Origin of the sequence: Mesorhizobium sanjuanii (assembly GCF_002529485.1) — a bacterium.
Taxonomy (GTDB): Bacteria; Pseudomonadota; Alphaproteobacteria; order Rhizobiales; family Rhizobiaceae; genus Mesorhizobium; species Mesorhizobium sanjuanii.
Map to the genome: position 1 here is coordinate 26,143 of NZ_NWQG01000043.1, position 21,948 is coordinate 48,090.

The 21,948-nt window shown below is 63.0% G+C and carries 23 protein-coding genes; 11 read left to right on the forward strand and 12 right to left on the reverse strand.

What is annotated here, in order from left to right:
- Positions 1-5 precede the first annotated feature (5 nt).
- Complete coding sequence (locus CN311_RS07990; protein ID WP_097572782.1) at positions 6-1,184, reverse strand: MFS transporter; 1,179 nt, start codon at positions 1,182-1,184, stop codon at positions 6-8.
- 193 nt (positions 1,185-1,377) lie between these two features.
- Here CN311_RS07990 and CN311_RS07995 point away from each other — a divergent pair, with 193 nt between their 5' ends.
- From CN311_RS07995 to CN311_RS08020, 6 genes are all read left to right on the forward strand, one after another.
- Positions 1,378-1,734, forward strand: coding sequence for an ArsR/SmtB family transcription factor (locus tag CN311_RS07995; protein WP_097572783.1), 357 nt, complete (start codon positions 1,378-1,380; stop codon positions 1,732-1,734).
- 249 nt (positions 1,735-1,983) lie between these two features.
- Positions 1,984-2,736 carry a metallophosphoesterase family protein gene (locus CN311_RS08000; RefSeq protein ID WP_097572784.1) on the forward strand — a complete coding sequence of 251 codons (753 nt, stop codon included), beginning with the start codon at positions 1,984-1,986 and terminating at the stop codon, positions 2,734-2,736.
- 161 nt (positions 2,737-2,897) lie between these two features.
- The gene (locus tag CN311_RS08005; protein ID WP_097572785.1) at positions 2,898-3,818 is read left to right on the forward strand and encodes an SH3 domain-containing protein; all 921 of its coding nucleotides are present in this window, start codon (positions 2,898-2,900) and stop codon (positions 3,816-3,818) included.
- A gap of 370 nt (positions 3,819-4,188) precedes the next feature.
- On the forward strand, positions 4,189-7,692 hold the full coding sequence (gene carB / locus CN311_RS08015) for a carbamoyl-phosphate synthase large subunit (RefSeq protein WP_097572786.1): 3,504 nt from the start codon (positions 4,189-4,191) through the stop codon (positions 7,690-7,692).
- Between the two features lie 236 nt (positions 7,693-7,928).
- Entirely contained in the window at positions 7,929-8,609 is a 681-nt protein-coding gene (locus CN311_RS32185) for a hypothetical protein (protein WP_133117151.1), read from the forward strand.
- Between the two features lie 3 nt (positions 8,610-8,612).
- Positions 8,613-9,302 carry a pentapeptide repeat-containing protein gene (locus CN311_RS08020; RefSeq protein ID WP_133117152.1) on the forward strand — a complete coding sequence of 230 codons (690 nt, stop codon included), beginning with the start codon at positions 8,613-8,615 and terminating at the stop codon, positions 9,300-9,302.
- Between the two features lie 208 nt (positions 9,303-9,510).
- On the opposite strand, the gene CN311_RS08025 is transcribed toward CN311_RS08020, so the two are convergent.
- Both CN311_RS08025 and CN311_RS08030 read right to left on the reverse strand, forming a co-directional pair.
- Complete coding sequence (locus CN311_RS08025; RefSeq protein ID WP_097572788.1) at positions 9,511-9,972, reverse strand: DUF6644 family protein; 462 nt, start codon at positions 9,970-9,972, stop codon at positions 9,511-9,513.
- Entirely contained in the window at positions 9,973-10,362 is a 390-nt protein-coding gene (locus tag CN311_RS08030) for a DUF6152 family protein (RefSeq protein ID WP_097572789.1), read from the reverse strand.
- Positions 10,363-10,939: 577 nt separating this feature from the next.
- Here CN311_RS08030 and CN311_RS08035 point away from each other — a divergent pair.
- Complete coding sequence (locus CN311_RS08035; protein WP_097572845.1) at positions 10,940-11,260, forward strand: DUF1476 domain-containing protein; 321 nt, start codon at positions 10,940-10,942, stop codon at positions 11,258-11,260.
- A 230-nt stretch (positions 11,261-11,490) separates the two neighbouring features.
- Here the strand turns inward: CN311_RS08035 and CN311_RS08040 are convergent, their stop codons facing one another.
- From CN311_RS08040 to CN311_RS08050, 3 genes are all read right to left on the reverse strand, one after another.
- Positions 11,491-11,907: a pyridoxamine 5'-phosphate oxidase family protein gene (locus tag CN311_RS08040; protein WP_097572790.1), complete on the reverse strand. Its 417-nt coding sequence runs from the start codon at positions 11,905-11,907 to the stop codon at positions 11,491-11,493.
- 113 nt (positions 11,908-12,020) lie between these two features.
- Entirely contained in the window at positions 12,021-12,764 is a 744-nt protein-coding gene (locus tag CN311_RS08045; RefSeq protein WP_097572846.1) for a DUF899 family protein, read from the reverse strand.
- Between the two features lie 276 nt (positions 12,765-13,040).
- Positions 13,041-13,463: a lysozyme inhibitor LprI family protein gene (locus CN311_RS08050; RefSeq protein WP_097572791.1), complete on the reverse strand. Its 423-nt coding sequence runs from the start codon at positions 13,461-13,463 to the stop codon at positions 13,041-13,043.
- 182 nt (positions 13,464-13,645) lie between these two features.
- Between CN311_RS08050 and CN311_RS08055 the strand changes: the two genes are divergently transcribed.
- Positions 13,646-13,990: a hypothetical protein gene (locus CN311_RS08055; protein WP_097572792.1), complete on the forward strand. Its 345-nt coding sequence runs from the start codon at positions 13,646-13,648 to the stop codon at positions 13,988-13,990.
- A 521-nt stretch (positions 13,991-14,511) separates the two neighbouring features.
- Here CN311_RS08055 and CN311_RS08060 read toward each other — a convergent pair.
- Together CN311_RS08060 and CN311_RS08065 are read right to left on the reverse strand one after the other, a co-directional pair.
- A complete protein-coding gene (locus CN311_RS08060) occupies positions 14,512-15,000 on the reverse strand; it encodes a GNAT family N-acetyltransferase (protein WP_097572793.1) in 489 nt (162 codons plus the stop codon).
- Between the two features lie 110 nt (positions 15,001-15,110).
- Positions 15,111-15,974 (reverse strand): lytic transglycosylase domain-containing protein, encoded by an 864-nt coding sequence (locus CN311_RS08065; RefSeq protein WP_097572794.1) that lies wholly within the window; start codon positions 15,972-15,974, stop codon positions 15,111-15,113.
- 165 nt (positions 15,975-16,139) lie between these two features.
- On the opposite strand from CN311_RS08065, the gene CN311_RS08070 reads away from it, so the two are divergent.
- On the forward strand, positions 16,140-16,709 hold the full coding sequence (locus CN311_RS08070; RefSeq protein WP_097572847.1) for a methylated-DNA--[protein]-cysteine S-methyltransferase: 570 nt from the start codon (positions 16,140-16,142) through the stop codon (positions 16,707-16,709).
- A gap of 14 nt (positions 16,710-16,723) precedes the next feature.
- Here CN311_RS08070 and CN311_RS08075 read toward each other — a convergent pair whose 3' ends face one another.
- A complete protein-coding gene (locus CN311_RS08075) occupies positions 16,724-17,053 on the reverse strand; it encodes a hypothetical protein (protein WP_097572848.1) in 330 nt (109 codons plus the stop codon).
- A 403-nt stretch (positions 17,054-17,456) separates the two neighbouring features.
- Between CN311_RS08075 and CN311_RS08080 the strand changes: the two genes are divergently transcribed.
- On the forward strand, positions 17,457-17,669 hold the full coding sequence (locus CN311_RS08080) for a cold-shock protein (RefSeq protein WP_006338270.1): 213 nt from the start codon (positions 17,457-17,459) through the stop codon (positions 17,667-17,669).
- 344 nt (positions 17,670-18,013) lie between these two features.
- Here the strand turns inward: CN311_RS08080 and CN311_RS08085 are convergent, their stop codons facing one another.
- From CN311_RS08085 to CN311_RS08095, 3 genes are all read right to left on the reverse strand, one after another.
- On the reverse strand, positions 18,014-18,625 hold the full coding sequence (locus CN311_RS08085; protein ID WP_097572795.1) for a glutathione S-transferase family protein: 612 nt from the start codon (positions 18,623-18,625) through the stop codon (positions 18,014-18,016).
- A gap of 95 nt (positions 18,626-18,720) precedes the next feature.
- Positions 18,721-19,575, reverse strand: coding sequence for an EAL domain-containing protein (locus CN311_RS08090; protein ID WP_097572796.1), 855 nt, complete (start codon positions 19,573-19,575; stop codon positions 18,721-18,723).
- A complete protein-coding gene (locus CN311_RS08095) occupies positions 19,572-20,465 on the reverse strand; it encodes an EAL domain-containing protein (RefSeq protein ID WP_097572797.1) in 894 nt (297 codons plus the stop codon). The genes CN311_RS08090 and CN311_RS08095 overlap by 4 nt, the downstream gene beginning before the upstream one ends.
- Before the next feature lie 215 nt (positions 20,466-20,680).
- On the opposite strand from CN311_RS08095, the gene CN311_RS08100 reads away from it, so the two are divergent.
- A complete protein-coding gene (locus CN311_RS08100) occupies positions 20,681-21,883 on the forward strand; it encodes a pyridoxal phosphate-dependent aminotransferase (protein ID WP_097572849.1) in 1,203 nt (400 codons plus the stop codon).
- The last annotated feature ends 65 nt before the right edge of the window (positions 21,884-21,948 follow it).

Below are 21,948 nucleotides of genomic sequence, written 5' to 3' on the forward strand. Positions count from 1 at the left end.
AGACCTTACTCCGCCGGCATGGCGACAGGCCGGGCCAGCATGCGTTCGGCCAGCACGACGCCTAACCCCACGATAGGGAACGCTGCCGCCACCAGGCCGAGATCGGCCGGCGCGCCATAGCGCAGCACCGCACCGCCCACCACGGCGCCCAGCGCGACGCCGAGATAGAGCGCCGAAGCGTTGAGCGACAGCACGATCGGTGCGGCGTCGGGCGCGAGCTTGATGATGCGGCTGGCCTGCGCCGGCGGGAAGGCCCAGCCGACGATGCCCCACGGCACCATCATCGCCATCAGTGCCGGCCCGGCAATATGGTGCGGCAGGAATGTCGGGATGACCGAAAGCATGACCAGCATCGCGGCGCTGAGCGCCAGCGACCAACTGACGGTGCGCGTCGCGCCAAAACGGTCGGCGGCCTGCCCGCCGGCAATGTTGCCGATGACGGCGCCGACACCAAAGGCCAGCAGCATGCCCGGCAGCGCCAGCGGGCTCAGGCCGCCCCCCTCGATAGCCAGAGGCGCGACATAGGAAAAGACGGTGAAGGCGCCGACCAGTGCCAGGGTCGTCGTCACCAGAATCGAGGGCACGCCGGGACGGAGTGCCGCCGCCAGCCTGAGCCTCAGCGGCAGCCTGGTGCCGACGATGCCGCGCGGCAGCCTGTACCACAGGATCGCGCCGGCGAGCGCGCCGAGCCCGGCGATGGCAAAGAAAGTGCCGCGCCAGCCGGCGATGGTCGCGACAAGCGCGCCGAGCGGCGCGCCGACCGCCACCGCCACCGTGGTGCCGCCGACGACGACCGCAATGGCGCGGGCCCGGTGATGATCGTCGACGAGCGCCACGGCGGTTCCCTGCGCGGTTGCCGCGAACAGGCCTGACGACAGCGCCATGACGATGCGCGCGATCAGCAGCACTTCGAAGGAGGAGCTCAACGCCGCCACCAGATTGCCGAGGACGAAGAACACCAGCGTCCACAAGATGACGCGGCGCCGGTCCCATTCGCCGGTCAGCGTCGCCAGGATCGGCGTGCCGACCGCATAGGCGAGCGCGAAGGCGGTGATCAGCGAACCGGCGAGCGGAATGGAGATGCCGGCGTCACTGGCGATGTCGGGCAGCAGGCTGGAGATGACGAAGCCTTCGGTCGAGATCGTAAACGATCCGAGCGCAAGCCAGAAGAGGCGCTTGTCCATGGGGAAATCCTTAGTTCAAAAGTTATTGAACAATTGGACATAACAGGGCATGATGTCAATGAAGCCCGGGGAAAATAACTGAACCCTGCTGACAGCCCTGTGTCAGGACAGGCCGGAGCAGCGTCGAAGCCGGGAGCACCGGAGAAGGAGGAGATACGTTGAAATCGGCGCCGATTGTGCTTAATTCCTGGGCATGACCTTGCCCCATCCCAACGCCGACCAGATCAGCCTGCCGATCGTGCTTGCCGTGCTCGGCGACCCGACCAGGCTTGCCATCGTGCGCTATCTCGCCAGCAAGGAAGGCGTACCGCTGAATTGCAGCCGGTTCCTCGATCTCGGCTCGAAGACCAATCTCAGCTACCACCTCGCCAAATTGCGCGAGGCCGGCGTCACCCGCGCCGAAGTGGTCGGCACCAGCCGCCTGATCACGCTGCGCCGCGACGATCTAGACGCCCGCTTCCCGGGCCTGCTCGACAGCGTGATTGCCGCCGCCGGCGAGGACAAGGCGCTGCCGGCGATCGGCGGCCATGACGTCGAAATGCCGGCCTGAGTGCAGGACTTGGGTTCCTCGCCCCCGCATAGCGGGGGAGAGGTGGCCGCGAAGCGGTCGGAGAGGGGGCCTCCGAAGTGGCACACCAGGGGAAAGTTGTCTAAAGCATTCGGAATCAGGTCAGCGCAGTCCCCCTCTCCGTCTCGGCTTCGCCGAGCCACCTCTCCCCCACTTCGTGGGGGCGAGGAATCCAAGCCTGCAAGGTACGCCCTTCCCTTGCCAGTCAATCGTCAACCACCGGAGCCTCCCATGCGCATCGCCGTCCTCGCCGATATCCACGGCAACGTCCTGGCGCTGGACGCGGTGCTCGACGATCTCAAGCAGCGTGGCGGCGCCGACCTTGTCGTCAATCTCGGCGATTGCGTTTCCGGTCCGCTGTGGCCGCACGAAACCATGCAGCGGCTGGAAGCGCTCAACCTGCCGACGGTGCGCGGCAACCACGACCGCCGTGTCGCCGTCGACCCGGCCGACGATGAGATGTGGCCTTCCGACCGCTACGCGCAGGAGCGGCTGACGGCGGCGCATCGCGAGGCGCTGTTTGCGCTGCCTCTCACCCTGGAGATCGCGCCCGGCGTCATCGCCTTCCATGCCCGTCCCGACCATGATGAAAAATACCTGGCCGACGCGATCTCGGATGGCCAGCTGGTGCGCGCGCCGCTGGCCGCCATCAAGCGACGGCTGAAAGGGCTCGACGCCTCTTGCCGCATCGTGCTGTGCGGCCACAGCCACCGCGCCGAGCTGATCCGCATTCCCGGCGGTCCCGTCATCTTCAACCCCGGCAGCATCGGCTGCCCCGCCTACTACGACGATACGCCACCGGCGCATGTCTCCGAGCAAGGCTCCCCGCATGCGCGCTACGGCATCGTCGAACTCGGCGAGCACCGCGACCGTTTCGAGGCCATCGCCGTCGACTACGATCACGAGGCGGCCGCGCGACAGGCAGAGCAGGCGGGACGGCCAGAATGGGCCCACGCGCTGCGCACCGGGTTTATGTCAGGTTAAACGAAGCTGATACCCCCACCGACCTAGGTCGAGTTGCCCATGCCACGGCCATATTTTCCGGCTTACATGACGCCATGTCGTCCCCTATAAATCGCTCGGCATGCGGTGGTGCTTCCGTGCCTGGCCGCGCTTTCGGTAATGCAATCGCCCATGGCCAGGTAATGAGGCGCAAACTTACGCTCCCAACGACGCTGCTGATTGCCGCGCTTCTGATGGCGATGCTGCCGACGGCGCTGCCGGCCAGAGCGCAGGAGGCTGAAGTCGTCTCCATCGTCACGGGTCTGGCTCCGGACGATCTCTTGAACATCCGCGCCAAGCCCTCGCCAGGCGGCAAGATCCAGACACGCCTGCCCAATGGGTCGAGCCTGAACAATCTCGGCTGCAACGACGTCAACGGCCATCAATGGTGCAAGGTCGCGGAGACCGACAACCCGCAGATGATTGGATGGGCTCCGGCGCGCTACCTCGATCCCATCAATCCCCAGCCGGCGGCCGACATGGAAACGACCGGCGAAGGCGCGACCGCTTCTGCCGGAGCCGCGAGCCCCACGCTGGCTGCGCCGCTGCCCGACCTGACGGAACGGCTCGGCGGCACCGAACCCTCGCCGACTCCCGCCGAGGCAATAGGCAAGGCGGCAATAGAGGATGCTTACCGCCTCGCGCTTTCGGCCAGCGAAAACTCGTCAACCGGCGAGATGGTTGGGCAGGCGCCCGCGGCGGATGCCGTCCAGAATTTCGCTGTCAATGCAGCACCTCCGGCCGACGCACAAACGGTTGCGCGGCTGCAGCCACCAGGACCGCCAGCCGCTGGCGCCAAGAACAGGATTCCCTGCGCGCGCTATGTCGGCCAGCCGATGACCAGTTGTGACGCCAATGTCGAGCGTCCGGCCGACGGCAAGACCGTCGTCACCGTTACCTGGCCCGACGGCGGCACGCGCGTCATCAACTTCGCCGCCGGCGTGCCGGCCGGCTCCGATGCACCGGGCGAGTTCCGCTTCACCCGCGAGGGCACCCTCAACATGATCCGCGTCGGGGTTTCGGAGCGCTTCGAGATTCCTGATGCTTTGGCGACGGGTGGTTAGGTAGATTCGAAACGCTGGAGGGACAGCGCCCCCCTCTGTCCTGCCGGACATCTCCCCCACGAGGGGGGAGATTGGCTGTTTCGCCGACAGCGCCATTTTTTTCGAGGTTGGCGATTGGCGAAATCAAACGTGAAGGCCGATCTCCCCCCGTGTGGGGGAGATGTCCGGCAGGACAGAGGGGGGCGCGACGGAATGAGACGCTTGTTTGCCTAAATGTGCACCCCCACACAACCCTCATTTTAGGGGGTTACATCCAGCAAAACTCTTCCCTATAAGGCCCTCCTAGCCTGATACCAGAATCGCGAGCACAACCGGCCGGGTCTTCCCGTCCGGTTTTTCGTGCAAGCCGCCTGCCGAACGGACCCTCGATATGCCAAGACGCACCGACATCAAGTCGATCCTGATCATCGGGGCCGGCCCCATCGTCATCGGCCAGGCCTGCGAGTTCGACTATTCCGGCACCCAGGCCTGCAAGGCGCTGAAGGAAGAGGGCTTCCGCGTCATCCTGGTCAATTCCAACCCGGCCACCATCATGACCGACCCGGAACTGGCCGACGCCACCTACATCGAGCCGATCACGCCCGAAGTCGTCGCCAAGATCATCGCCAAGGAGCGGCCGGACGCGCTGCTGCCGACCATGGGCGGCCAGACGGCGCTGAACACGGCGCTTTCGCTGCGCCGCATGGGCGTGCTCGAGCGTTACAATGTCGAGATGATCGGCGCCGACGCCACGGCAATAGACAAGGCCGAAGACCGGGCGCTGTTTCGCGAGGCGATGAAGAAGATCGGCCTCGAAACGCCGAAGTCGATGCTGGCCAACGCCACCGACGTCAAGAACGCCGACCGCAAGACGCATGAGGCAGAGCGCGCGGCGCTCAAGGCCGAGAAGCCGGCCGATCTCGACGCCGCGCTCGACGCGCTGGAGACGCGCTGGAACCTCGGCGAAGGCGACCGCAAGCAGCGCTATATCAGCCATGGCATGGCGATCGCCGCCCAGGCGCTCGACCATGTCGGCCTGCCCGCCATCATCCGCCCGTCCTTCACCATGGGCGGCACCGGCGGCGGCATCGCCTACAACCGCGCCGAATTCTATGAGATCGTCCAGTCCGGCCTCGACGCCTCGCCGACCACCGAGGTGCTGATCGAGGAGAGCGTGCTCGGCTGGAAGGAGTATGAGATGGAGGTTGTCCGCGACAGGGCGGACAATTGCATCATCGTCTGCTCGATCGAGAACATCGACCCGATGGGCGTGCACACGGGCGATTCGATCACCGTCGCCCCTGCCCTGACCTTGACCGACAAGGAATACCAGATGATGCGCAACGCCTCGATCGCGGTGCTGCGCGAGATCGGCGTCGAGACCGGCGGCTCCAATGTGCAGTTCGCCGTCAATCCGGCCGACGGAAGACTCGTGGTCATCGAGATGAACCCGCGCGTCTCGCGCTCGTCCGCGCTCGCCTCCAAGGCGACCGGTTTCCCCATCGCCAAGATCGCGGCGAAACTCGCCGTCGGCTACACGCTGGACGAACTGGAGAACGACATCACCGGCGGCGCCACGCCGGCCTCGTTCGAGCCGAGCATCGATTATGTCGTCACCAAAATTCCGCGCTTTGCCTTCGAGAAATTCCCCGGCGCCGAGCCGGTGCTGACCACGGCAATGAAGTCGGTCGGCGAGGTCATGGCCATCGGCCGCACTTTTCAGGAATCGCTGCAGAAGGCGCTGCGTGGGCTGGAAACCGGCCTGACCGGCCTGGACGAAATCGAGATCCCCGGCCTCGGCCACGGCAGCGCGCCGGCCAGCCATGTCGATGACCGCAACGCCATCCGCGCCGCGCTCGGCACGCCGACGCCCGACCGGCTGCGCATGGTGGCGCAGGCGATCCGCATGGGCACCTCGCTGGAAGACGTGCACGCCATGTGCAAGATCGACCCGTGGTTCCTCGAACAGATCGCCGGCATCCTCGCCATGGAAGATCGCATCCGCGAGCACGGCATCCCCGAGGACGCCGCCAATCTGCGCATGCTGAAGGCGATGGGTTTCTCGGATGCCCGCCTCGCGTCGTTGACGAAGACCGACGCGGAAGAGATTCAGAAGATTCGTGAAAAGCTCGACGTTCATCCGGTTTATAAACGTATCGACACTTGCGCCGCCGAGTTCGCCTCGCCCACCGCCTACATGTACTCGACCTACGAAGTGCCGTTCGCCGGCGCGCTGGCCAACGAGGCGCAGGTGTCGTCGCGCAAGAAGGTGGTCATCCTCGGCGGCGGCCCGAACCGCATCGGCCAGGGCATCGAGTTCGACTATTGCTGCTGCCACGCCGCCTTCGCGCTGCGCGATGCCGGCTTCGAGGCGATCATGGTCAACTGCAACCCCGAAACCGTCTCGACCGACTACGACACCTCCGACCGGCTCTATTTCGAGCCGCTGACGGCGGAGGACGTGCTGGAGATCCTGCGCGCCGAACAGGCGTCCGGCGAACTGGTCGGCGTCATCGTCCAGTTCGGCGGCCAGACGCCGCTGAAACTGGCCGACGCGCTGGAGAAGGCCGGCATCCCGATCCTCGGCACCTCGCCCGACATGATCGATCTCGCCGAGGACCGCGACCGCTTCCAGAAGCTCTTGCACAAGCTCAACCTCAGCCAGCCGAAGAACGGCATCGCCTATTCGGTCGAGCAGGCCCGCCTCGTCGCCGGCGAGCTAGGCTTCCCGCTGGTGGTGCGCCCGTCCTATGTGCTCGGCGGCCGCGCCATGCAGATCATCCATGACGAGGGCATGCTGCAGACCTACCTCCTCGACACCGTGCCCGGCCTGGTGCCGGAGGACATCAAGCAGAAATACCCCAACGACAAGACCGGCCAGATCAACACGCTGCTGGGCAAGAACCCGCTGCTGTTCGACACCTATCTCTCGGGCGCCATCGAGGTCGACGTTGATTGCCTGTGCGACGGCAAGGCGACCTTCGTCTCCGGCATATTGGAACACATCGAGGAGGCCGGCATCCATTCGGGCGACAGCGCCTGCTCGCTGCCGGTGCACTCGCTGCCTTCCGACCTCGTCGATGAGCTGGAGCGCCAGACGGCAGCCCTTGCCCGCGCGCTCAATGTCGGCGGGTTGATGAACGTGCAGTACGCGATCAAGGACGGCACGGTCTATGTGCTGGAGGTCAATCCGCGGGCGTCGCGCACCGTGCCCTTCGTCGCCAAGACCATCGGCCGGCCCATTGCCAAGATCGCCGCCCGCATCATGGCCGGCGAGAGCCTGGAAGACGCCTTCGCCCATTACGGCGCCATGCCCGACCCTCGCAATCCCGGCCATATCGCGGTCAAGGAAGCCGTCTTCCCCTTCGCCCGCTTCCCCGGCGTCGACATATTGCTCGGCCCGGAAATGCGCTCGACCGGCGAGGTCATGGGCCTCGACCGCGACTTCGCGCTCGCCTTCGCCAAGAGCCAGCTGGGGGCGGGTGTCGATCTCCCCCGCGCGGGCACGCTGTTCGTCTCGGTGCGCGACGAGGACAAGAAAGGCATCTTGCCGGCGGTCAAGCGCCTCGCCGGCCAGGGTTTCAAGGTGCTGGCCACCTCTGGCACCCAGCGCTTCCTCGCCGAAAACGGCGTCGTCGCCGAGAAGATAAACAAGGTGCTGGAAGGCCGCCCCCACATCGAGGACGCCATCCGCAACCGCCAGGTCCAGATCGTCTTCAACACCACGGACGGTCAGAAGGCGGTGTCGGATTCGAAGTCGCTGCGCCGCGCGACGCTGATGCAGAAGGTGCCGTATTACACGACGCTCTCGGGCGCCGCTGCCGTGGCGGAGGCTATTGCGGCGCTGAAGGCGGGGAGTTTGGAAGTCAGGCCGCTGCAGGAGTATTTTGCTTGAGGTCGAAAGCTGCGCCTTTCATCCCCGTTCTACGGAGCGGGGATGCCGACAGGCCGATTACGGGCAGCGCCAGCTTCTAAGACTTGACCACCATAATGCGTAACCGCCTAGTTTCGCTTGCGACGCTGATATTATTTCCACCTATAACCAACAGCCAGGCTGCAGCACGAGCATTTGCGAAGCAAGCCAGCGCTTGATAGCCTTAGCTTCATTTCGATAGACTCAGGGCCATTTTTGTGGACAGCTGGAAAACCCTAATCGAGGCATCAGTTTCGCTTTCACCAACAAACAAGGTTGGGAAGACTTTAGGGCTCACCGTTCGCGGAGAGGAAGCCAAAGCAGGCTGGCGTTTTCCGACAATTCGATACTCGATCAATCGTGTAGTTCTCCACTTTGAAGCAAACGAATGTTTGTTTCCCGAAGAAGACTGGGCGTTCGATACGACAACCTTGGCAGAACTGGAAATTTCCCAGGAGATTTCCGAATCTGGCGAGATGAGCAATGCCATGGACAGCGGTTGGTCAGGTGCAATTTCGGTATCTGCTTCAAAAGGAAGCGTAAAGGCATCGCGCTCGCGCTCTACCAAGAAAGCAGTTGCCAGCAGTTCGCGTTTTTCAACAAAACACAGGCCCATCCTCGCTCATGGAACAGCTGCCAACCCGAAGTGGAGCCTAACTTCCGAGCAGATCCAAAAGCCATTGCTTGGCACGCTAATCAAACACGACCGCTTCTGCCGTGCTGAGCCTAGCGGACCAAAGCCAAAAGTTAGCGTTTCATTCGAGATTCCGTATGATGCTCTTTTGTTCAAGCGAACAGACGGCTCGTTCGTGCCGGGAAATAAATTTGGGATCGTGAGATTGTTATTCCGAGCATCTATTTGCGAGCGAAAACATTCGCTTTGCGAGATGGAGCTATAGAAGGTGAAATTAGACGAATCTTTGGCACGAATTCATTCCGCTGAGACGGAAAACTTCGTTGAACTCGTAATGATATCCGGGCTTGATCCTACGTCCGATTTTAGATTTGCAAATTTTGAAGGCATGGATTTTTCGAACTGCCAGCTGACCGGATTCGACTTCACAGGATGCGATTTTACCAACGCCATCATCGGGAACGCCGATTTCAATGGTGCGAACATCAAGGGCGCCAGGTTTCCCGGCCATATTAGGCCGATAGTCGTCAGCACTGAATTGCTTGCGAAAAAGAGGAAAGCAATCGTGTCGGCTATGTCCTCGAAACTCAAGGAGGAGTTGGTTCAAACGAGTCGAGCACTTTATCAAAGCACCGATGGCAGCAAAAGGATAGTATGCACGCTGTCTAAGAAATACGATTCCAGAACGCCATATTGGTATGCGTATCATCCAAAGTGGGACGAATTCTTAAGAGGTGGAAACGAAGGATACTTTGTACTCGGCTGCATGGACTTGGACATCGCCTTTTCCATACCGAGATTGGTCATAAATAGGCTCCTAATCGACCTTCATGTTTCTAAGACCGAAAAAAGCCAATACTGGCACATTCACATTAGTCAGCCAAATGAAAGCGAGCACGTTCTCGTGGTACCTCACAAGAATAATATTAGCCTGAAGCCCTACGAGTTTGCGATTTAGCAGGTGATCGCATCAAGAAAGGCAACGCCACGAAGTCACCGGCACGAGCTGCGCTAAATACCTCGCGTAGACGTGGTTGATGGCGTTAAGGAAGCCGGAATTGACGGCGTGCACATTACTCCAGTGACGTGCCCGCACCTTTAGGACGCCCTGCATTCGGCGCGCACCATCTCGCGCCTTGGGAAGGCCAGTGCCGACGCCCGATTTGCTAGAGAAACCCAATAAACCGTCCGGCGAAAAGCACGGATGTCCACAGCATCAGCGAAAGCACCGCCAGGATGGTGACGGTCCCGCCGGCCGGTTCGTCACCGCCTTTTGCGAGGCGCATGAAGACGAGGAAGTTGACCCCCGCGAGAAGGATCAGCGCCATCTTGGCAAGGAAAACCGGCATCGCCGCATATTCCCTCGCCCGGACCGAAAACAGCAGCGCCCCGGTGACCAGCGCGCCGGCAAACGCACCCAACGCCGTGCGGCGCAGCAGCGCGACGAACGCCGCCTGCGGCAGCGCGCGGAAGGCGCCGATGACCCTGAGGTCCATCAGCATGACGCTGGTCAGCAGCGCGCCGATCGACAGGATGTGCAGCGCGTTGACGATTGGGTAGGCAACGAAGGAGGCCTTCAGCCCCTTGACGAGAGCGAGTTGCTCGATGCCGGCCAGCAACCCGTCCATTCAGGCCGGCGGCACGCGGTCGGGATATACATCGTAGGTCTTGCCGCCGACGATGATGCGCACCGCCTTCATGCGCTTTTCCTGCTCGTCGAGCGAGCGGTTGCCGATCGCGGTCACCTCGTCGCCCACCTTGGCGACCTCCTCGGTGAAGCCGGCGGCGATGGTGCGCGACGGCGGCGCCATCTCCACCCGCCAAGCCTCGCCCTCGGCGTCGACATCGAGCGTGGCGTGCGGATTGCCAATGTAGATCGCCGTGATCCTGCCCCGGAGCTCGAAAAACCCATCCTCGGTCCACGACCAGCCGTGATGGGCGTAAGCCGCGCTGCCGGCGGCAAGCATCACAGCCGCTGCCAGCGTGACGCTACGAATCCCGTTGAAAGGCGACTGCATCGCTCGTCTCCTCGGTTCATGACCTGTAGAGTAGGCCACGGCGCGGCAACGTCAAATCATATCGGGACGGAGGGCCGACGGCGAAGCTGCCGATCTCCCCCCTTACGGGGGAGATACCCGGCAGGGCAGAGGGGGGTGCTGTCCCGCCGACCTGTCAAGACTTGGGTTCCTCGCCCCCGTGAAGCGGGGGAGAGGTGGCCGCGAAGCGGACGGAGAGGGGGCCTTGGTAGGGCGCAGCCCCCTCTCCGTCTCGACTTCGCCGAGCCACCTCTCCCCCACTTTCGTGGGGGCGAGGAACCCAAGCTGGAATGAAGCCGCGATCCTTCCCTCTGTTCTGCCCTCTTTGCCACCACGTGGCACCTCCCCCGGGGGAAGATTGGATGTCGCCACGGCTTTCGCTAATCGCCAGCGTAGGAAGGCAGCGCGTTGAGGCGCAGCGCAAACCGAAGCCATTGCCCTGCGGAATGAACGGTCCGGCCTTGCTTATGACATCCATGCACGCCATGTTCCCCTACCCACCGCTCTTCTTGTCCACCGGATGAAGGTCGGAGACCGAAACCCCCGAACGAGGCACACCATGACCAGCATGAGAGACCGTCAGGAAGGCTTCGAGAAGAAGTTCGCCATGGACGAGGAAACCAAGTTCAAGGCCATGGCGCGCCGCAACAAGCTGCTCGGCCTGTGGGCCGCCGAAAAACTCGGCAAATCAGGCGCGGACGCCGACGCCTATGCGAAAGAGGTGGTGCGTTCCGACTTCGAGGAGGCCGGCGACGACGATGTGTTCCGCAAGGTGCGCGGCGATTTCGACGCGGCCGGCGTCGCCCTCACCGATATTCAGATTCGCGGCGCCATGGCCGAACTCCTGATAACCGCTGCCGAGCAGATCAAGACGAGCTGAGCGTCGCTCGCTCCGGCAGAGACCCTGGTTTCCAACGCGCTGCTGGCGGCGAGGTAGCCCCTCACTCAACCGAATTGCGAAGGGCAATTCGGGGCAATCCGACCTCTCCCCGAGCGGAGAAGAGATCACCAGGGCAGGCGCCACTCTCTTCTCCCCTCGGGGAGAAGGTGGCCGCGAAGCGGCCGGATGAGGGGGACTCCATTTGCGCTGCTGCCTGGCCAGATCCCAGCCTACAGCTTCACCTCGCCCTCGTCCTTACCATCCCAATAGTGGGCGCGGGTTGCTTCCACCTTGATCATGGCGAGGCCGGGCGTATCGGTGCCTTGTTCGAACCAGTCCTCGATGTCCTCGTTCCAGTGCTCCTCGAATGCAGCCTTGTCGCGGATGATCTCGGCCTTGCCTTCGACCGCGACCCAGAAGCCGTCATCGCCCTGGAAGGCCAGCGAGACGTTGGCGTTGCGCTCGATGTCGCCGACCACATGCGAGTCGTCCCAGGTGAAATAGTAGGAATCGCCGTCATACTCGACCTGCCGATTGTTGCTCATCGGCCGGCCGGCGATGTTGCCGTCCTTGCTGTGGGTCGAAAGCATGGCGTAGTCGATCTCGCGCATCTTCTCGGCGATTTCGGAAAGATTTCTCTCAGTCATGGCTGGGCTGCTCCTCCAAGGTTGGCGAAGCCCAACGCGCCAGCGGGCGTTTTGTTCTCGGGAACTTGGTTATCGCACGCTGCGCATGAGGCCAGCAGGCCGAATCGATATCCTCAGTGGCAGCACGCCTCGCCATACTGCAACTGCTCGTTCCAGTTCGGCCGGCCCTTCGGCGTGAAATCCATCAGGTTCCACAGCGTCTCGCAGGTGCCGATGCCGCGTGGATCCTGGCCGGGCTCGGTTGGAGCGAAGTCCAGTTCCGACGACCAGAAATGGCGGATGCCGTCGGCATCGCGGCTGAACACCGACAGCAGCGGCAGTTGCGCGCCGTCCTCGGCCTCGGCGTGGTAGTCGCGCTTGAAGTCGTTGCCAGCCGAGGAGATCAGCCGCATGTTGGTCCAGCCGCGGTCGCGGCCGAGCGTCAGCATGTTTTCCAGTGCGGTCTTGCCGACCACGGCGAAATTGAAACCGGCCGCCTCGAGATGACCGACTGCGCCGTCGAACTGGTCGAGCAGCGCCGTGCAGGACGGGCACGGCTGGTCCTGCCGCGCAAGCTTCGCCGTGCCGCCGCTGCTCGCCACCTCGCGCGTTTCCTGTGGATGGCGCGGAAACATCATGTTGTAGAGGATCAGCGTGTCCTTATCAGGCGCAAACAGCTCCGACAGCTTTATGCGCGCCGGCTTGCCGTCGGGACCAAGCCCGTCGAACACATAATCCCGCGGCACCAGCCCACCCTTGGGCAGCGCGCGGCGGGCGACGGCCACATCCTCCATGGCGCGGCGCAGCTCGATCTCCTTCTGCAGAAGTTTTTCGCGAGCGGTGCGGTATTCGCTGGTCTCGTTGGGAAAGCTGATCATCGTCATCTCCATCTCCTGGGATTTTGACGACGCGCGCCAAGGTTCCGGCAACGCGCCTTGCCTCTCAAGGACGGATGACGAAGGACGGTTCCGACATTTTTGCGCACACGGGCCGCAGAAGCCCCCTCACCCGGTTTGCCAACCGAATTGCGAAGGGCAATTCGGGGCAATCCGACCTCTCCCCGAGGGGAGAGGATCGCCGGCGCCAGCTCTTCTCCCCTCGGGGAGAAGGTGGCCGCGAAGCGGCCGGATGAGGGCATTGCCGATCGGCCGAAGCTACTGCGCCGCCGGTACCGGGCAACTGGTATCGCCCTCCTGGCAATTGAGGTAGCCCTCGAAATCCTTCAGCCTGCTGTTGGTGAGTTCCTCCTGACAGCCGGCGACCACCATCGGATACATGCTGCCGGCCATGTCGCGCGGGCCGCCCTGGAAATTGCATTCGGCGTCGCGAAAAGCGATCCAGGCGCGCTGCGCGTCGACCAGCAGCTTCTTGCCCGCCGCATCGTCTTTCAAGCGGCCTTCGATCTGCTTGTAGGCATCGTTGAGCTTCTTGTCGGCCGCGGCGAGCGACTTGCCGGCGCATTCGTTCATGGTCGCCTGATCCATCGCATTGGCGCAGTCGTCGGCCGCCCGCGCCGCATTCGTGAACAGCGGAACGGCGAGGATCAAGGTGGCAAGGCCGGTTTTGCAAAGCCGCATCGTGTTTCTCCGGTTTTCGAGAGCCCCCGCTGTAACGAAGCTTAACGATGGAGCGAACACAGGCAAGATGCGGCTTGTCGCCTTGGTGGACAGTTCGTTTCAGCTCCGACGAGCGCGAAGCAAGGGAAACATCCCGCCGCATTCTTCGTTCAGGTCTATAGGTCCATATTCGGGGGAAAATCATGCGCGAAGCCGACAACGACGAAATCGACCTGTGCTGCCCGCAGATCGTCGCCGACAATGCCGCCAGGGGCCTCAGGCTGCGCGGCATATTCGGCCGTGGCGGCACCGAGGTCGGGGTTGCGCGAGCCACCGAGCTCAAGAACCGCGACAAGCTTTCGCCCTCCACCATCCGGCGCATGGTCAGCTATTTCGCCCGCCACGAGGTCGACAAGAAGGGCCGCAACTACGGCAATGAGGCGAACCCGTCGGCCGGCTATATCGCCTGGCTTTTGTGGGGCGGCGACGAAGGCCGCGCCTGGGCGCTCGACCTCAAGCAGAAGATCGGCAACGCGCCTGATATTTGAACGGCGCGAATGACATTTGAACGATAAACGAGCCGGTTGGCCCGGGAAACAGGAAGAGACGAAACCGTAAGATACAAGGTGGCGGATCCCGAACCCCGCCCGGGAGAACCCCCCGCAAACTCTCGGGACCCGCCGTGGAGTGTGGCTGACACATGCCGGTGCAGCCCCTCCGACACCTTCCGCTCGTACCCCGACCGACCGGCGTGGCAGGTGGTTAGCATTTGCCCTTGGCGATCTATGTGAAGCGGTTCACAAACGATGCACTTTCCGCAACGTCAGGGCAGGGGCTGGAGCGGTTACAGGAAGAGTGTGAAAGGGTGTGTTGAAATTCAGGTCAGGCCGAGCCGAAAATGGTGGCTTCCGAGAACCGGCCTACGCCGGCCATAGCCTTCATAGGACCGAGTCACCTATGAAGGCTTCGGCCGGCGAAGGCCGGAGCGGAGCGTACTTAAAGTACGTGAGCACCGGAAGCGCAGGAAGCTGCCGTTTGCAGGCCGGCCTCACCTGAATATCAACATACCCTAGCCTTCCCAGGCGACCTCGAACATCCCCAGCCGTTCGTAGAGCCTGACGGCTGCGGGGTTCTCGACCGTATTGGTCTTGAGATCGACATGCGCGGCGCCCCGCTGGCGAAATTCGGCGAAGGCGTGCCACATCAGCGCCTCGGCGATGCCCCGGCCGCGCGCTTCGGGATGAACGGCAAGATCCTTGACGAAAGCCCTCGTCCAGCACAACGCCGCGCCCACCAGCCGGCCTTTGCCGCTGATGACCAGGAAGCACAGAGCGGGATCGAATTCCGCGTCGCCCGAGACGCGCGGCCACCATTCGTCGAACGGCCCATCGGCGCCGTCGTCGAACACCTCGGTCAAAAGCGCGTGCAAGGCCGGCGCATCGGCGGGTTCGAAGCAGCGCATGATGAAGCCTTCGGGCCAGCGCGGCGCAACCAGCGTCTCGTCGAGGATCTTGCGCAGCCTGATGTCGTTTGGCGCCGGCGGGCGCGGCTCAGGCATGGCGTCTATGCCTGTCGCGCAAAAGTGCGCAGCGGTTTTGCGATAACGACATGCATCAAAACAAGAACCTGAAAGCGCGTTGCATCAACCCGTCCAAACGCGACGCGCTTTCAGGCATCAGGCTGCAGGCGACGTCGGTTGCGGTCGCGGCCGAGGCCGGTTTCTTCCAGCATGCCCTTGCGCTTGGCATCGTAATAATAGCCGGTCTGGTAGAGCCGGTCGGCCCGCTTGGCGTTGCCGTCGGACACCAGCCAGGCGCCGCGCAGATATTTCACCGCGTATTTCAGATTGGTCTCGGCATCGAACAGGCCCTTGGCCGGGCCGTCATAGCCCATGCCGCGCGCCGTCGCGTGCTTGATCTGCATCAGCCCCCAATGGCCGCGATTATAGGCTTTCGGGTTGAAGGTGCTCTCGCGGTTGACGACATGGCGCACCAGGTCGACCGGCACCTGATAGAACGCGGCATATTTCTCGATCAGCCGCTCGATCTCGGCGCGCGGGCCTCTCGCGGGCACTTCCGGTGAACCGACCGGAGCCAAGACGGCGGGATTCTGCGGCACGACATAGGCCACCTGCTGAACCCCGGGCATGCCGGCTTTCCCGGCGGTCGCCGGCACGACAAGCCCGGCGGTGGTATAGACCGGCGCATTGACCGGCATGGCGGCGGCCTTGCTGGTCATGACGGCAGGCATGGCTGCGGCCCCTGGCGTCGACCCGGCGAAAGCCGCAGCGGGCTCGGCGGGCGACGCGGCGGGTTCCGCCGACAGCGCGGCCGTCTGCACCGGCTTGTTGCCGGAGGGCTCGGGCAGCACCGAAACCGTGTCCGGCAGCGCCAGCGCAAAGCCTGCGTCGGTGGCAGCGGCCGGTTCGGTGAAGGAAGGCGCGGGCTTGACCTGCGAGGTCGACGTGCAGCCGGCCAGGGCGGCCGCCGCAACGACCACGCCGATCGCGATGAGATTGAGTTTTGCTGGCAAGCCGCGCTCGGGTCCGGTTCGGTTGTTAAGAAATCCCTTACACCAGCGATTCTTGGGCCGCAATCGGGGCGAGCCGACGGTTTTCGGGTGGCGGGACTCAGGTCCCGATGCCATATTGTTCTGGATATGTACCTGTTTTTCGTCGTTTTGCCTGGAGAACATGCCATGGAAACCCCCTCTTCGATCACCGCCGGCCACGCAGTGTTAGAAACAGTGATCGGCTTCATGGGCATTGCCTGGAGCGAAACCGGGCTGATCCGGCTCTGCCTGCCCGAACGCAGTCGCGAAGCGGTGGAGCGCCGGCTGCTGCGCCATCCCGGCGTTTCGCCCTCCACCGTCCAGCCGCCTTGGGTTGTCGAACTGATCGCCTCGATCAAGGCCTATGCATCAGGCGAAGACGTCGATTTCTCCGGCGTGCCGGTCGATCTCGCCGACATCGACGATTTCCGCCTCGCCATCTACGACGCCGCCCGCAGGCTCGCCTTTGGCGAGACCACCACCTATGGCGAACTGGCCAAAAGCGCCGGCCATGCCGGGCTGGCGCGGGAAACGGGCGCCGCGCTTGGCGCCAACCCGGTGCCGCTGGTCATCCCGTGCCACCGCATTCTTGCCGCCGGCGGCAAGATCGGCGGTTTTTCCGCCCCCGGCGGCTCGGCCACCAAGGAAAAGATGCTGGCGATGGAAGGCGTGCGCGTCGGCCCGCCGCCGTCGGCGCAAGTGTCTTTCGGCTTCTGATCCGGCGCCTTAAATTAGTTGTGCCTGAGGATGCGGCGGCGGAAATGCCGGTCGAAATCCGGCCGCTTGCACGTGTAGACGGGACAGGATTTCGCATCGGCGCTCGGCACATAGGCCCGCGCCCTCACCTCGCCCATGTTGCAGAAGCGCTCGTCCCGCACATACCGGTCGTAGAGCGCAAGGCCCGGCACGCGCGGCGACTGGTAGCGCAGGATCACCGCACCCTGCCGGGCGATCGTCGCCCGCACCCTGTCGCAGCTCATGCGGGTCGGGTCATAGCGCGAGATCGCCTGCGCCTCGGCGGCTATAAGCGTCAGGCAGGCGGCAAGCAGAACAGTTTTCATGGTTCCTTCCTCTCCCAAAACCGAACCGGCGCCTACCGCATCGGCCCGAAAATCGGGATCGATTTTCGGAAAGCACGATGCGTAGGTTAGAAGCATTAGAGCGTACCTTGTGCGTCCAATTGGACGCACGTCGCTCTAAAGGTATGTTGCCCCCTTCCCGACGCGCAATTCCTCAACGCTTTCATGCGATTGGGGCGGCCGTTGGGCAACGCCGCGTCAGCGCCATTCTCACGAAGACTTGTTTTTCGCGCAAAACCAGCCTATATGCGTTCCATTGATATTTCGGCCGATCGATCCGGGCCTCGCGATATTCGCGTTTGCTGACGTCTATCTCCAAAATCTCGATGCACACCGGCTGGACTTCGGTCTGGTCAAACTAAAGCAAATGTGAAGGACTATCGAAATGGCAACTGGTACGGTCAAGTGGTTCAATTCCACCAAGGGCTTCGGCTTCATTCAGCCTGACGCGGGCGGCGCGGACGTTTTCGTCCACATCTCCGCAGTCGAGCGCGCTGGACTGTCGACCCTGGTCGAAGGCCAGAAGATCAACTTCGAGATCGAGCAGGACCGCCGCACTGGCAAGTCGTCCGCTGGATCTCTGAGCAAGGCAGCCTGATTTTGAAAATGGCGCGCGCCGGGCGAGAGCCCGGGGCGCGCGGCAAGTCACGGATGTACTGGCGGTCGCGCGAAAAGCGCGCCGGAGCGGAAAGAACCCGACCAGCCGAAGCAGCAGATTGCTGACGGCCCGGCCAAAACGCTCCAGTCAGGCTACCAAGCATGGGAAGGCGGGATTTTGTCCCGCCTTTTTGTTTGCCTGGATTTCAGACGCTCACAATTGGCGAAACCGGCAATGCAGCGTCCTTCTCCCCGTATAGTGACGGGGAGAAGGACACTGCCACCAAAGCTTTCGCCAATCGCCAAACTGCTCAGAAAAATTGCGAGCAGCATATTGATGGGTGACTACCCCACCCACTCCATCGGCACATGCCCCGGATCGGCCTCGACCCTTTTCAGCCATGCCGCCACCGCCGGATAGGCGTCGAGCTGGAAGCCGCCCATCTCGGCCGTATGCGTATAGGCGTAGAGCGCGATATCGGCGACGCTCAATGCAGCACCGGCGAAGAACCTGTTGCCCTCCAGATATTTGTTCATCACGCCGAGCGCCTTGTTGCCGCGCTCCAGCGTCACCGCCAGGCGTTCCGGCGTCGCATCCTTGGCCCGTTCCGGAAAAGTCAGCAGCGCCCTGCGCACCGCGATATAGGGCTCGTGGCTGTATTGCTCGAAGAACAGCCATTGATAGGCCAGCCCCCGCTCGTATTTGTCGGTCGGCAGGAAGCGCGTGCCTTCGGCGAGATAGAGCAGGATGGCGTTGGATTCGGCAAGCCGCCTGCCGTCGTCAAGCTCGAGCAGCGGCACCATGGCGTTGGGGTTCTTGGCGACATAGTCTGCTTTTCGCGTATCGCCGGTATGCGAGCTCACCTCGACATCGGTGAAGGCGATGCCCAGCTTCGCCATCAAAAGGCGCGGCTTGTAGCAATTGCCGCTGTCGATCATTCCATAGAGTATGGTCATTTTGTTCCCCTGCGGCCGCTCCCACGCAATTATCGTCGCAGCCGCGGCCTGATCCAGTGATTTGTTTTGGCGCGACCATCAGCGCCGCTGATGCATCACCCAAATAATGGGATGACCTTGTTGTCCATGCCGAGCAGCCTGTCGATGGACAGCGGCTCCTCGTCGAAGACCGTGCCGGCCAATGCCGGCCGTCCCAGATGAAAACCCTGCAGGAGATCGACGCCGCCATCGAGTGCCACGCGCAGATGGGTGGCCCGCTCGATCCCTTCGACCAGCACCTTGGCGCCGCGGTCGTGCAGCGCCGAAACCAACGGCCGGAAAAATCGTTCGGCGGCGGCATGGCGGCAGAATTCCGCGAACCATGCGCCATCGATCTTGACGATATCGGGCTGGACCAGCGCGACCCGCTCCTCCGTCGAATGCCCGGTGCCAAAATCGTCGATGGCGATGCGGATGCCGTCGCGCCGCATCTCGCGCACCAGGCTGACGAGCAGCGCGTCGTCGGCCGCCTGTTCGGTGATCTCGCAGACCAGCATGCCCGGATGCAGGTCGAAATCGGCGAGATGCCTGGTCATCAGCCTGATTTCGGCAAGTGCCCGCCCGGGGTGATCGTTGATCAGCGGATTGTAGTTGAAGAACAGGTCGAGCCCGTCGACGCCGATGTTGCGGAAATTCCTGAGATGCAGGACCCGGCACATCGTCTCGACGAACAGCCGATCGGCCGCCGGCAGGCCCTCGAAAAACACCTGTGGCGCAACCGGCCTGCCGGCACGGTGCGGCTCGATCAGGCCTTCGACCGCGACGGCCTGCAAGAACCTGCCGCGCGGCGCGAAGATCGGCTGATAGGCGCTCCTCAGCCGGAATACGCCATAGACGCCATATTCGATCCCGACCTCGTCGGCAAAGATCGCCTCGCCGACATTGCGCCGCCTGTCGGGCCGCCCGGTCACTGCGCCACCCGGCGCCCGAAAGCCCGCGCCGGCCGCGGCGAAGATGCCACGGGCGCCGGCGCCCCTCCGACATTGGCGACGGCGGCAGGCATCTGTCCATCCTTGCCGAAGACATGAAAGCTCGTCGGCGCAAGCTCGGGACGCGCCAACGCGAACCCCTGCACCATCGAGGCGCCCGACTTCTCGGCCAGTTCAAGCTGCCAGCCCTCCTCGATGCCCTCGAACACAGTGCGGATACCCTGTTCCTCGAAGCTCGCCACCATGGCCGTCAGCAGCGCGAAACCCGCGCCGGACTCCATCAACTGCGTGATCCACCGAGCGTCGAATTTGACGATATCCGGCTTGAGCTCCTTGACGCGGCTGATGTCGGATTCGTCGGCGCCGTAATCGTCGACAGCGATGCGGAAACCGTTGCCCCTGAGCGCCTCGACGAAATTGTAGAGGGTTTCCTGCGATGCCGATTTTTGCTCGGTCACCTCGCATACGACGCGGTGCGGATCGATGCCCGCTTCGTGCAGCACCAGCCGCATCTCGCGCAGCGCCTTGTCGGCGATGCCGCGGTCGGTGAACACCGACGGGTCGAAATTGACGAAGATGGACGCCTCCCGCGGCAGGCAGGCGCCGGCGTTCAAAAGGTGCAGCGTCCTTGTCAGCGCCTCGATATGCAAGCGGTCGGCCGACGGACAGGTGTTGAAGAAACTCATCGGCGGTTGCGGCTCGCCATCGCGAAACGGCCGGATCAGCCCCTCGAAGGCGGTGACCGAAAGCTTGCCGTCCTTGAAAGCGAAGATCGGCTGGAACGCGCTTTGCAGCGTATAGATGCCCCAGACACCGCTGGCGGTGCCGTCATTATGGCGGATGATATGGGCAAGCCCGATGCTGCGCGACAAGGGTTCCTTACTCCGGGGTTCCTCGCTCCGCGAGGCTGGCGGAATTGGATTGCGATCCTGCCACTCAAGGGTTTACCCATCGTTGATGAATTTATTGTTGCCGAGGATGTGAGCCCTGGCTCATCCGACTGCGCTTGCACTTCGGGGAATGATGCGACATGAGAAGCGCCGCAGCCATTCTCGGCCGCGCCGACGCTCTCTGGAGACACGCTACCATGGCCTTTCTTGCCGACGCCCTTTCCCGCGTAAAGCCTTCCGCGACTATCGCGGTGACACAGAAAGCGCGCGAGCTGAAAAACGCCGGCCGTGACGTGATCGGGCTGGGCGCCGGCGAGCCGGACTTCGATACTCCCGACAACATCAAGGAGGCCGCCATCGAGGCGATCCGGCGCGGCGAGACAAAATATCCGCCGGTTTCAGGCATCGCGCCGCTACGCGAGGCGGTCGCGAAGAAATTCAAGCGCGAAAACAATCTCGACTACAGGCCGGAGCAGACCATCGTCGGCACCGGCGGCAAGCAGATTCTGTTCAACGCCTTCATGGCGACGCTCAATCCAGGCGACGAGGTGATCATCCCGCGGCCCTACTGGGTCAGCTATCCCGAGATGGTGGCAATCTGCGGCGGCACCTCTGTCTTCGCCGACACCTCCATCGACAGCGGCTTCAAGCTGACGGCGGCGGCGCTGGAAAAGGCGATCACACCGCGCACCAAATGGCTGTTGATGAACTCGCCGTCCAATCCATCGGGTGCTGCCTACACCGGGGCGGAGCTCAAGAGCCTGGCCGACGTGCTTTTGAAACATCCGCATGTCTGGGTGCTGACCGACGACATGTACGAGCACCTGATCTATGGCGACTTCGTTTTCAAGACCCTCGCCGAGGTCGGGCCCAGGCTCTACGAGCGCACGCTGACCATGAACGGCGTGTCGAAGGCCTATGCGATGACCGGCTGGCGCATCGGCTATGCGGCTGGCCCAGTGCCGCTGATCAAGGCGATGGACATGATCCAGGGCCAGCAGACCTCCGGCGCCTGCACCATCGCCCAATGGGCGTCGGTCGAGGCACTGAATGGTCCACAGGATTTCGTCGCCAAGAACAAGGCTATCTTCCAGGCCAGACGCGATCTTGTCGTGTCGATGCTCAACCAGGCGCGCGGCATTTCCTGCCCCTCGCCGGAAGGCGCTTTCTATGTCTATCCGTCCTGCGCCCAGTTGATCGGCAAGAAGACCAAAGCCGGCAAGGTGATCGACAACGACGAGACCTTCTGCTCGGAACTGCTCGAGGCCGAGGGCGTCGCGGTCGTGTTCGGCTCGGCCTTCGGCCTCGGCCCCAACTTCCGCATCTCCTACGCCACGTCGGAGGCGTTGCTCGAAGAGGCCTGCACGCGCATCCAGCGCTTTACGGCGTCGCTGACCTGATCAATACATTGTTGTAAATGAAAATCCGGCCGCCTGGCCGGATTTTTTATATCAGTTCAAGAAGG

What these genes read in the sequence shown, in the direction of transcription:
- CN311_RS07990 (WP_097572782.1), bottom strand. Translation starts at nt 1,184, where the DNA reads ATGGACAAGCGCCTCTTCTGGCTTGCGCTCGGATCGTTTACGATCTCG.
- CN311_RS07995 (WP_097572783.1), top strand. Translation starts at nt 1,378, where the DNA reads ATGACCTTGCCCCATCCCAACGCCGACCAGATCAGCCTGCCGATCGTG.
- CN311_RS08100 (WP_097572849.1), top strand. Translation starts at nt 20,681, where the DNA reads ATGGCCTTTCTTGCCGACGCCCTTTCCCGCGTAAAGCCTTCCGCGACT.
- CN311_RS08025 (WP_097572788.1), bottom strand. Translation starts at nt 9,972, where the DNA reads ATGGACGGGTTGCTGGCCGGCATCGAGCAACTCGCTCTCGTCAAGGGG.
- CN311_RS08040 (WP_097572790.1), bottom strand. Translation starts at nt 11,907, where the DNA reads ATGACTGAGAGAAATCTTTCCGAAATCGCCGAGAAGATGCGCGAGATC.
- CN311_RS08005 (WP_097572785.1), top strand. Translation starts at nt 2,898, where the DNA reads ATGAGGCGCAAACTTACGCTCCCAACGACGCTGCTGATTGCCGCGCTT.
- CN311_RS08080 (WP_006338270.1), top strand. Translation starts at nt 17,457, where the DNA reads ATGGCAACTGGTACGGTCAAGTGGTTCAATTCCACCAAGGGCTTCGGC.
- CN311_RS08075 (WP_097572848.1), bottom strand. Translation starts at nt 17,053, where the DNA reads ATGAAAACTGTTCTGCTTGCCGCCTGCCTGACGCTTATAGCCGCCGAG.
- CN311_RS08000 (WP_097572784.1), top strand. Translation starts at nt 1,984, where the DNA reads ATGCGCATCGCCGTCCTCGCCGATATCCACGGCAACGTCCTGGCGCTG.
- CN311_RS08050 (WP_097572791.1), bottom strand. Translation starts at nt 13,463, where the DNA reads ATGCGGCTTTGCAAAACCGGCCTTGCCACCTTGATCCTCGCCGTTCCG.
- CN311_RS08055 (WP_097572792.1), top strand. Translation starts at nt 13,646, where the DNA reads ATGCGCGAAGCCGACAACGACGAAATCGACCTGTGCTGCCCGCAGATC.
- CN311_RS08060 (WP_097572793.1), bottom strand. Translation starts at nt 15,000, where the DNA reads ATGCCTGAGCCGCGCCCGCCGGCGCCAAACGACATCAGGCTGCGCAAG.
- CN311_RS08030 (WP_097572789.1), bottom strand. Translation starts at nt 10,362, where the DNA reads ATGCAGTCGCCTTTCAACGGGATTCGTAGCGTCACGCTGGCAGCGGCT.
- carB (WP_097572786.1), top strand. Translation starts at nt 4,189, where the DNA reads ATGCCAAGACGCACCGACATCAAGTCGATCCTGATCATCGGGGCCGGC.
- CN311_RS08085 (WP_097572795.1), bottom strand. Translation starts at nt 18,625, where the DNA reads ATGACCATACTCTATGGAATGATCGACAGCGGCAATTGCTACAAGCCG.
- CN311_RS08070 (WP_097572847.1), top strand. Translation starts at nt 16,140, where the DNA reads ATGGAAACCCCCTCTTCGATCACCGCCGGCCACGCAGTGTTAGAAACA.
- CN311_RS08035 (WP_097572845.1), top strand. Translation starts at nt 10,940, where the DNA reads ATGACCAGCATGAGAGACCGTCAGGAAGGCTTCGAGAAGAAGTTCGCC.
- CN311_RS08045 (WP_097572846.1), bottom strand. Translation starts at nt 12,764, where the DNA reads ATGATCAGCTTTCCCAACGAGACCAGCGAATACCGCACCGCTCGCGAA.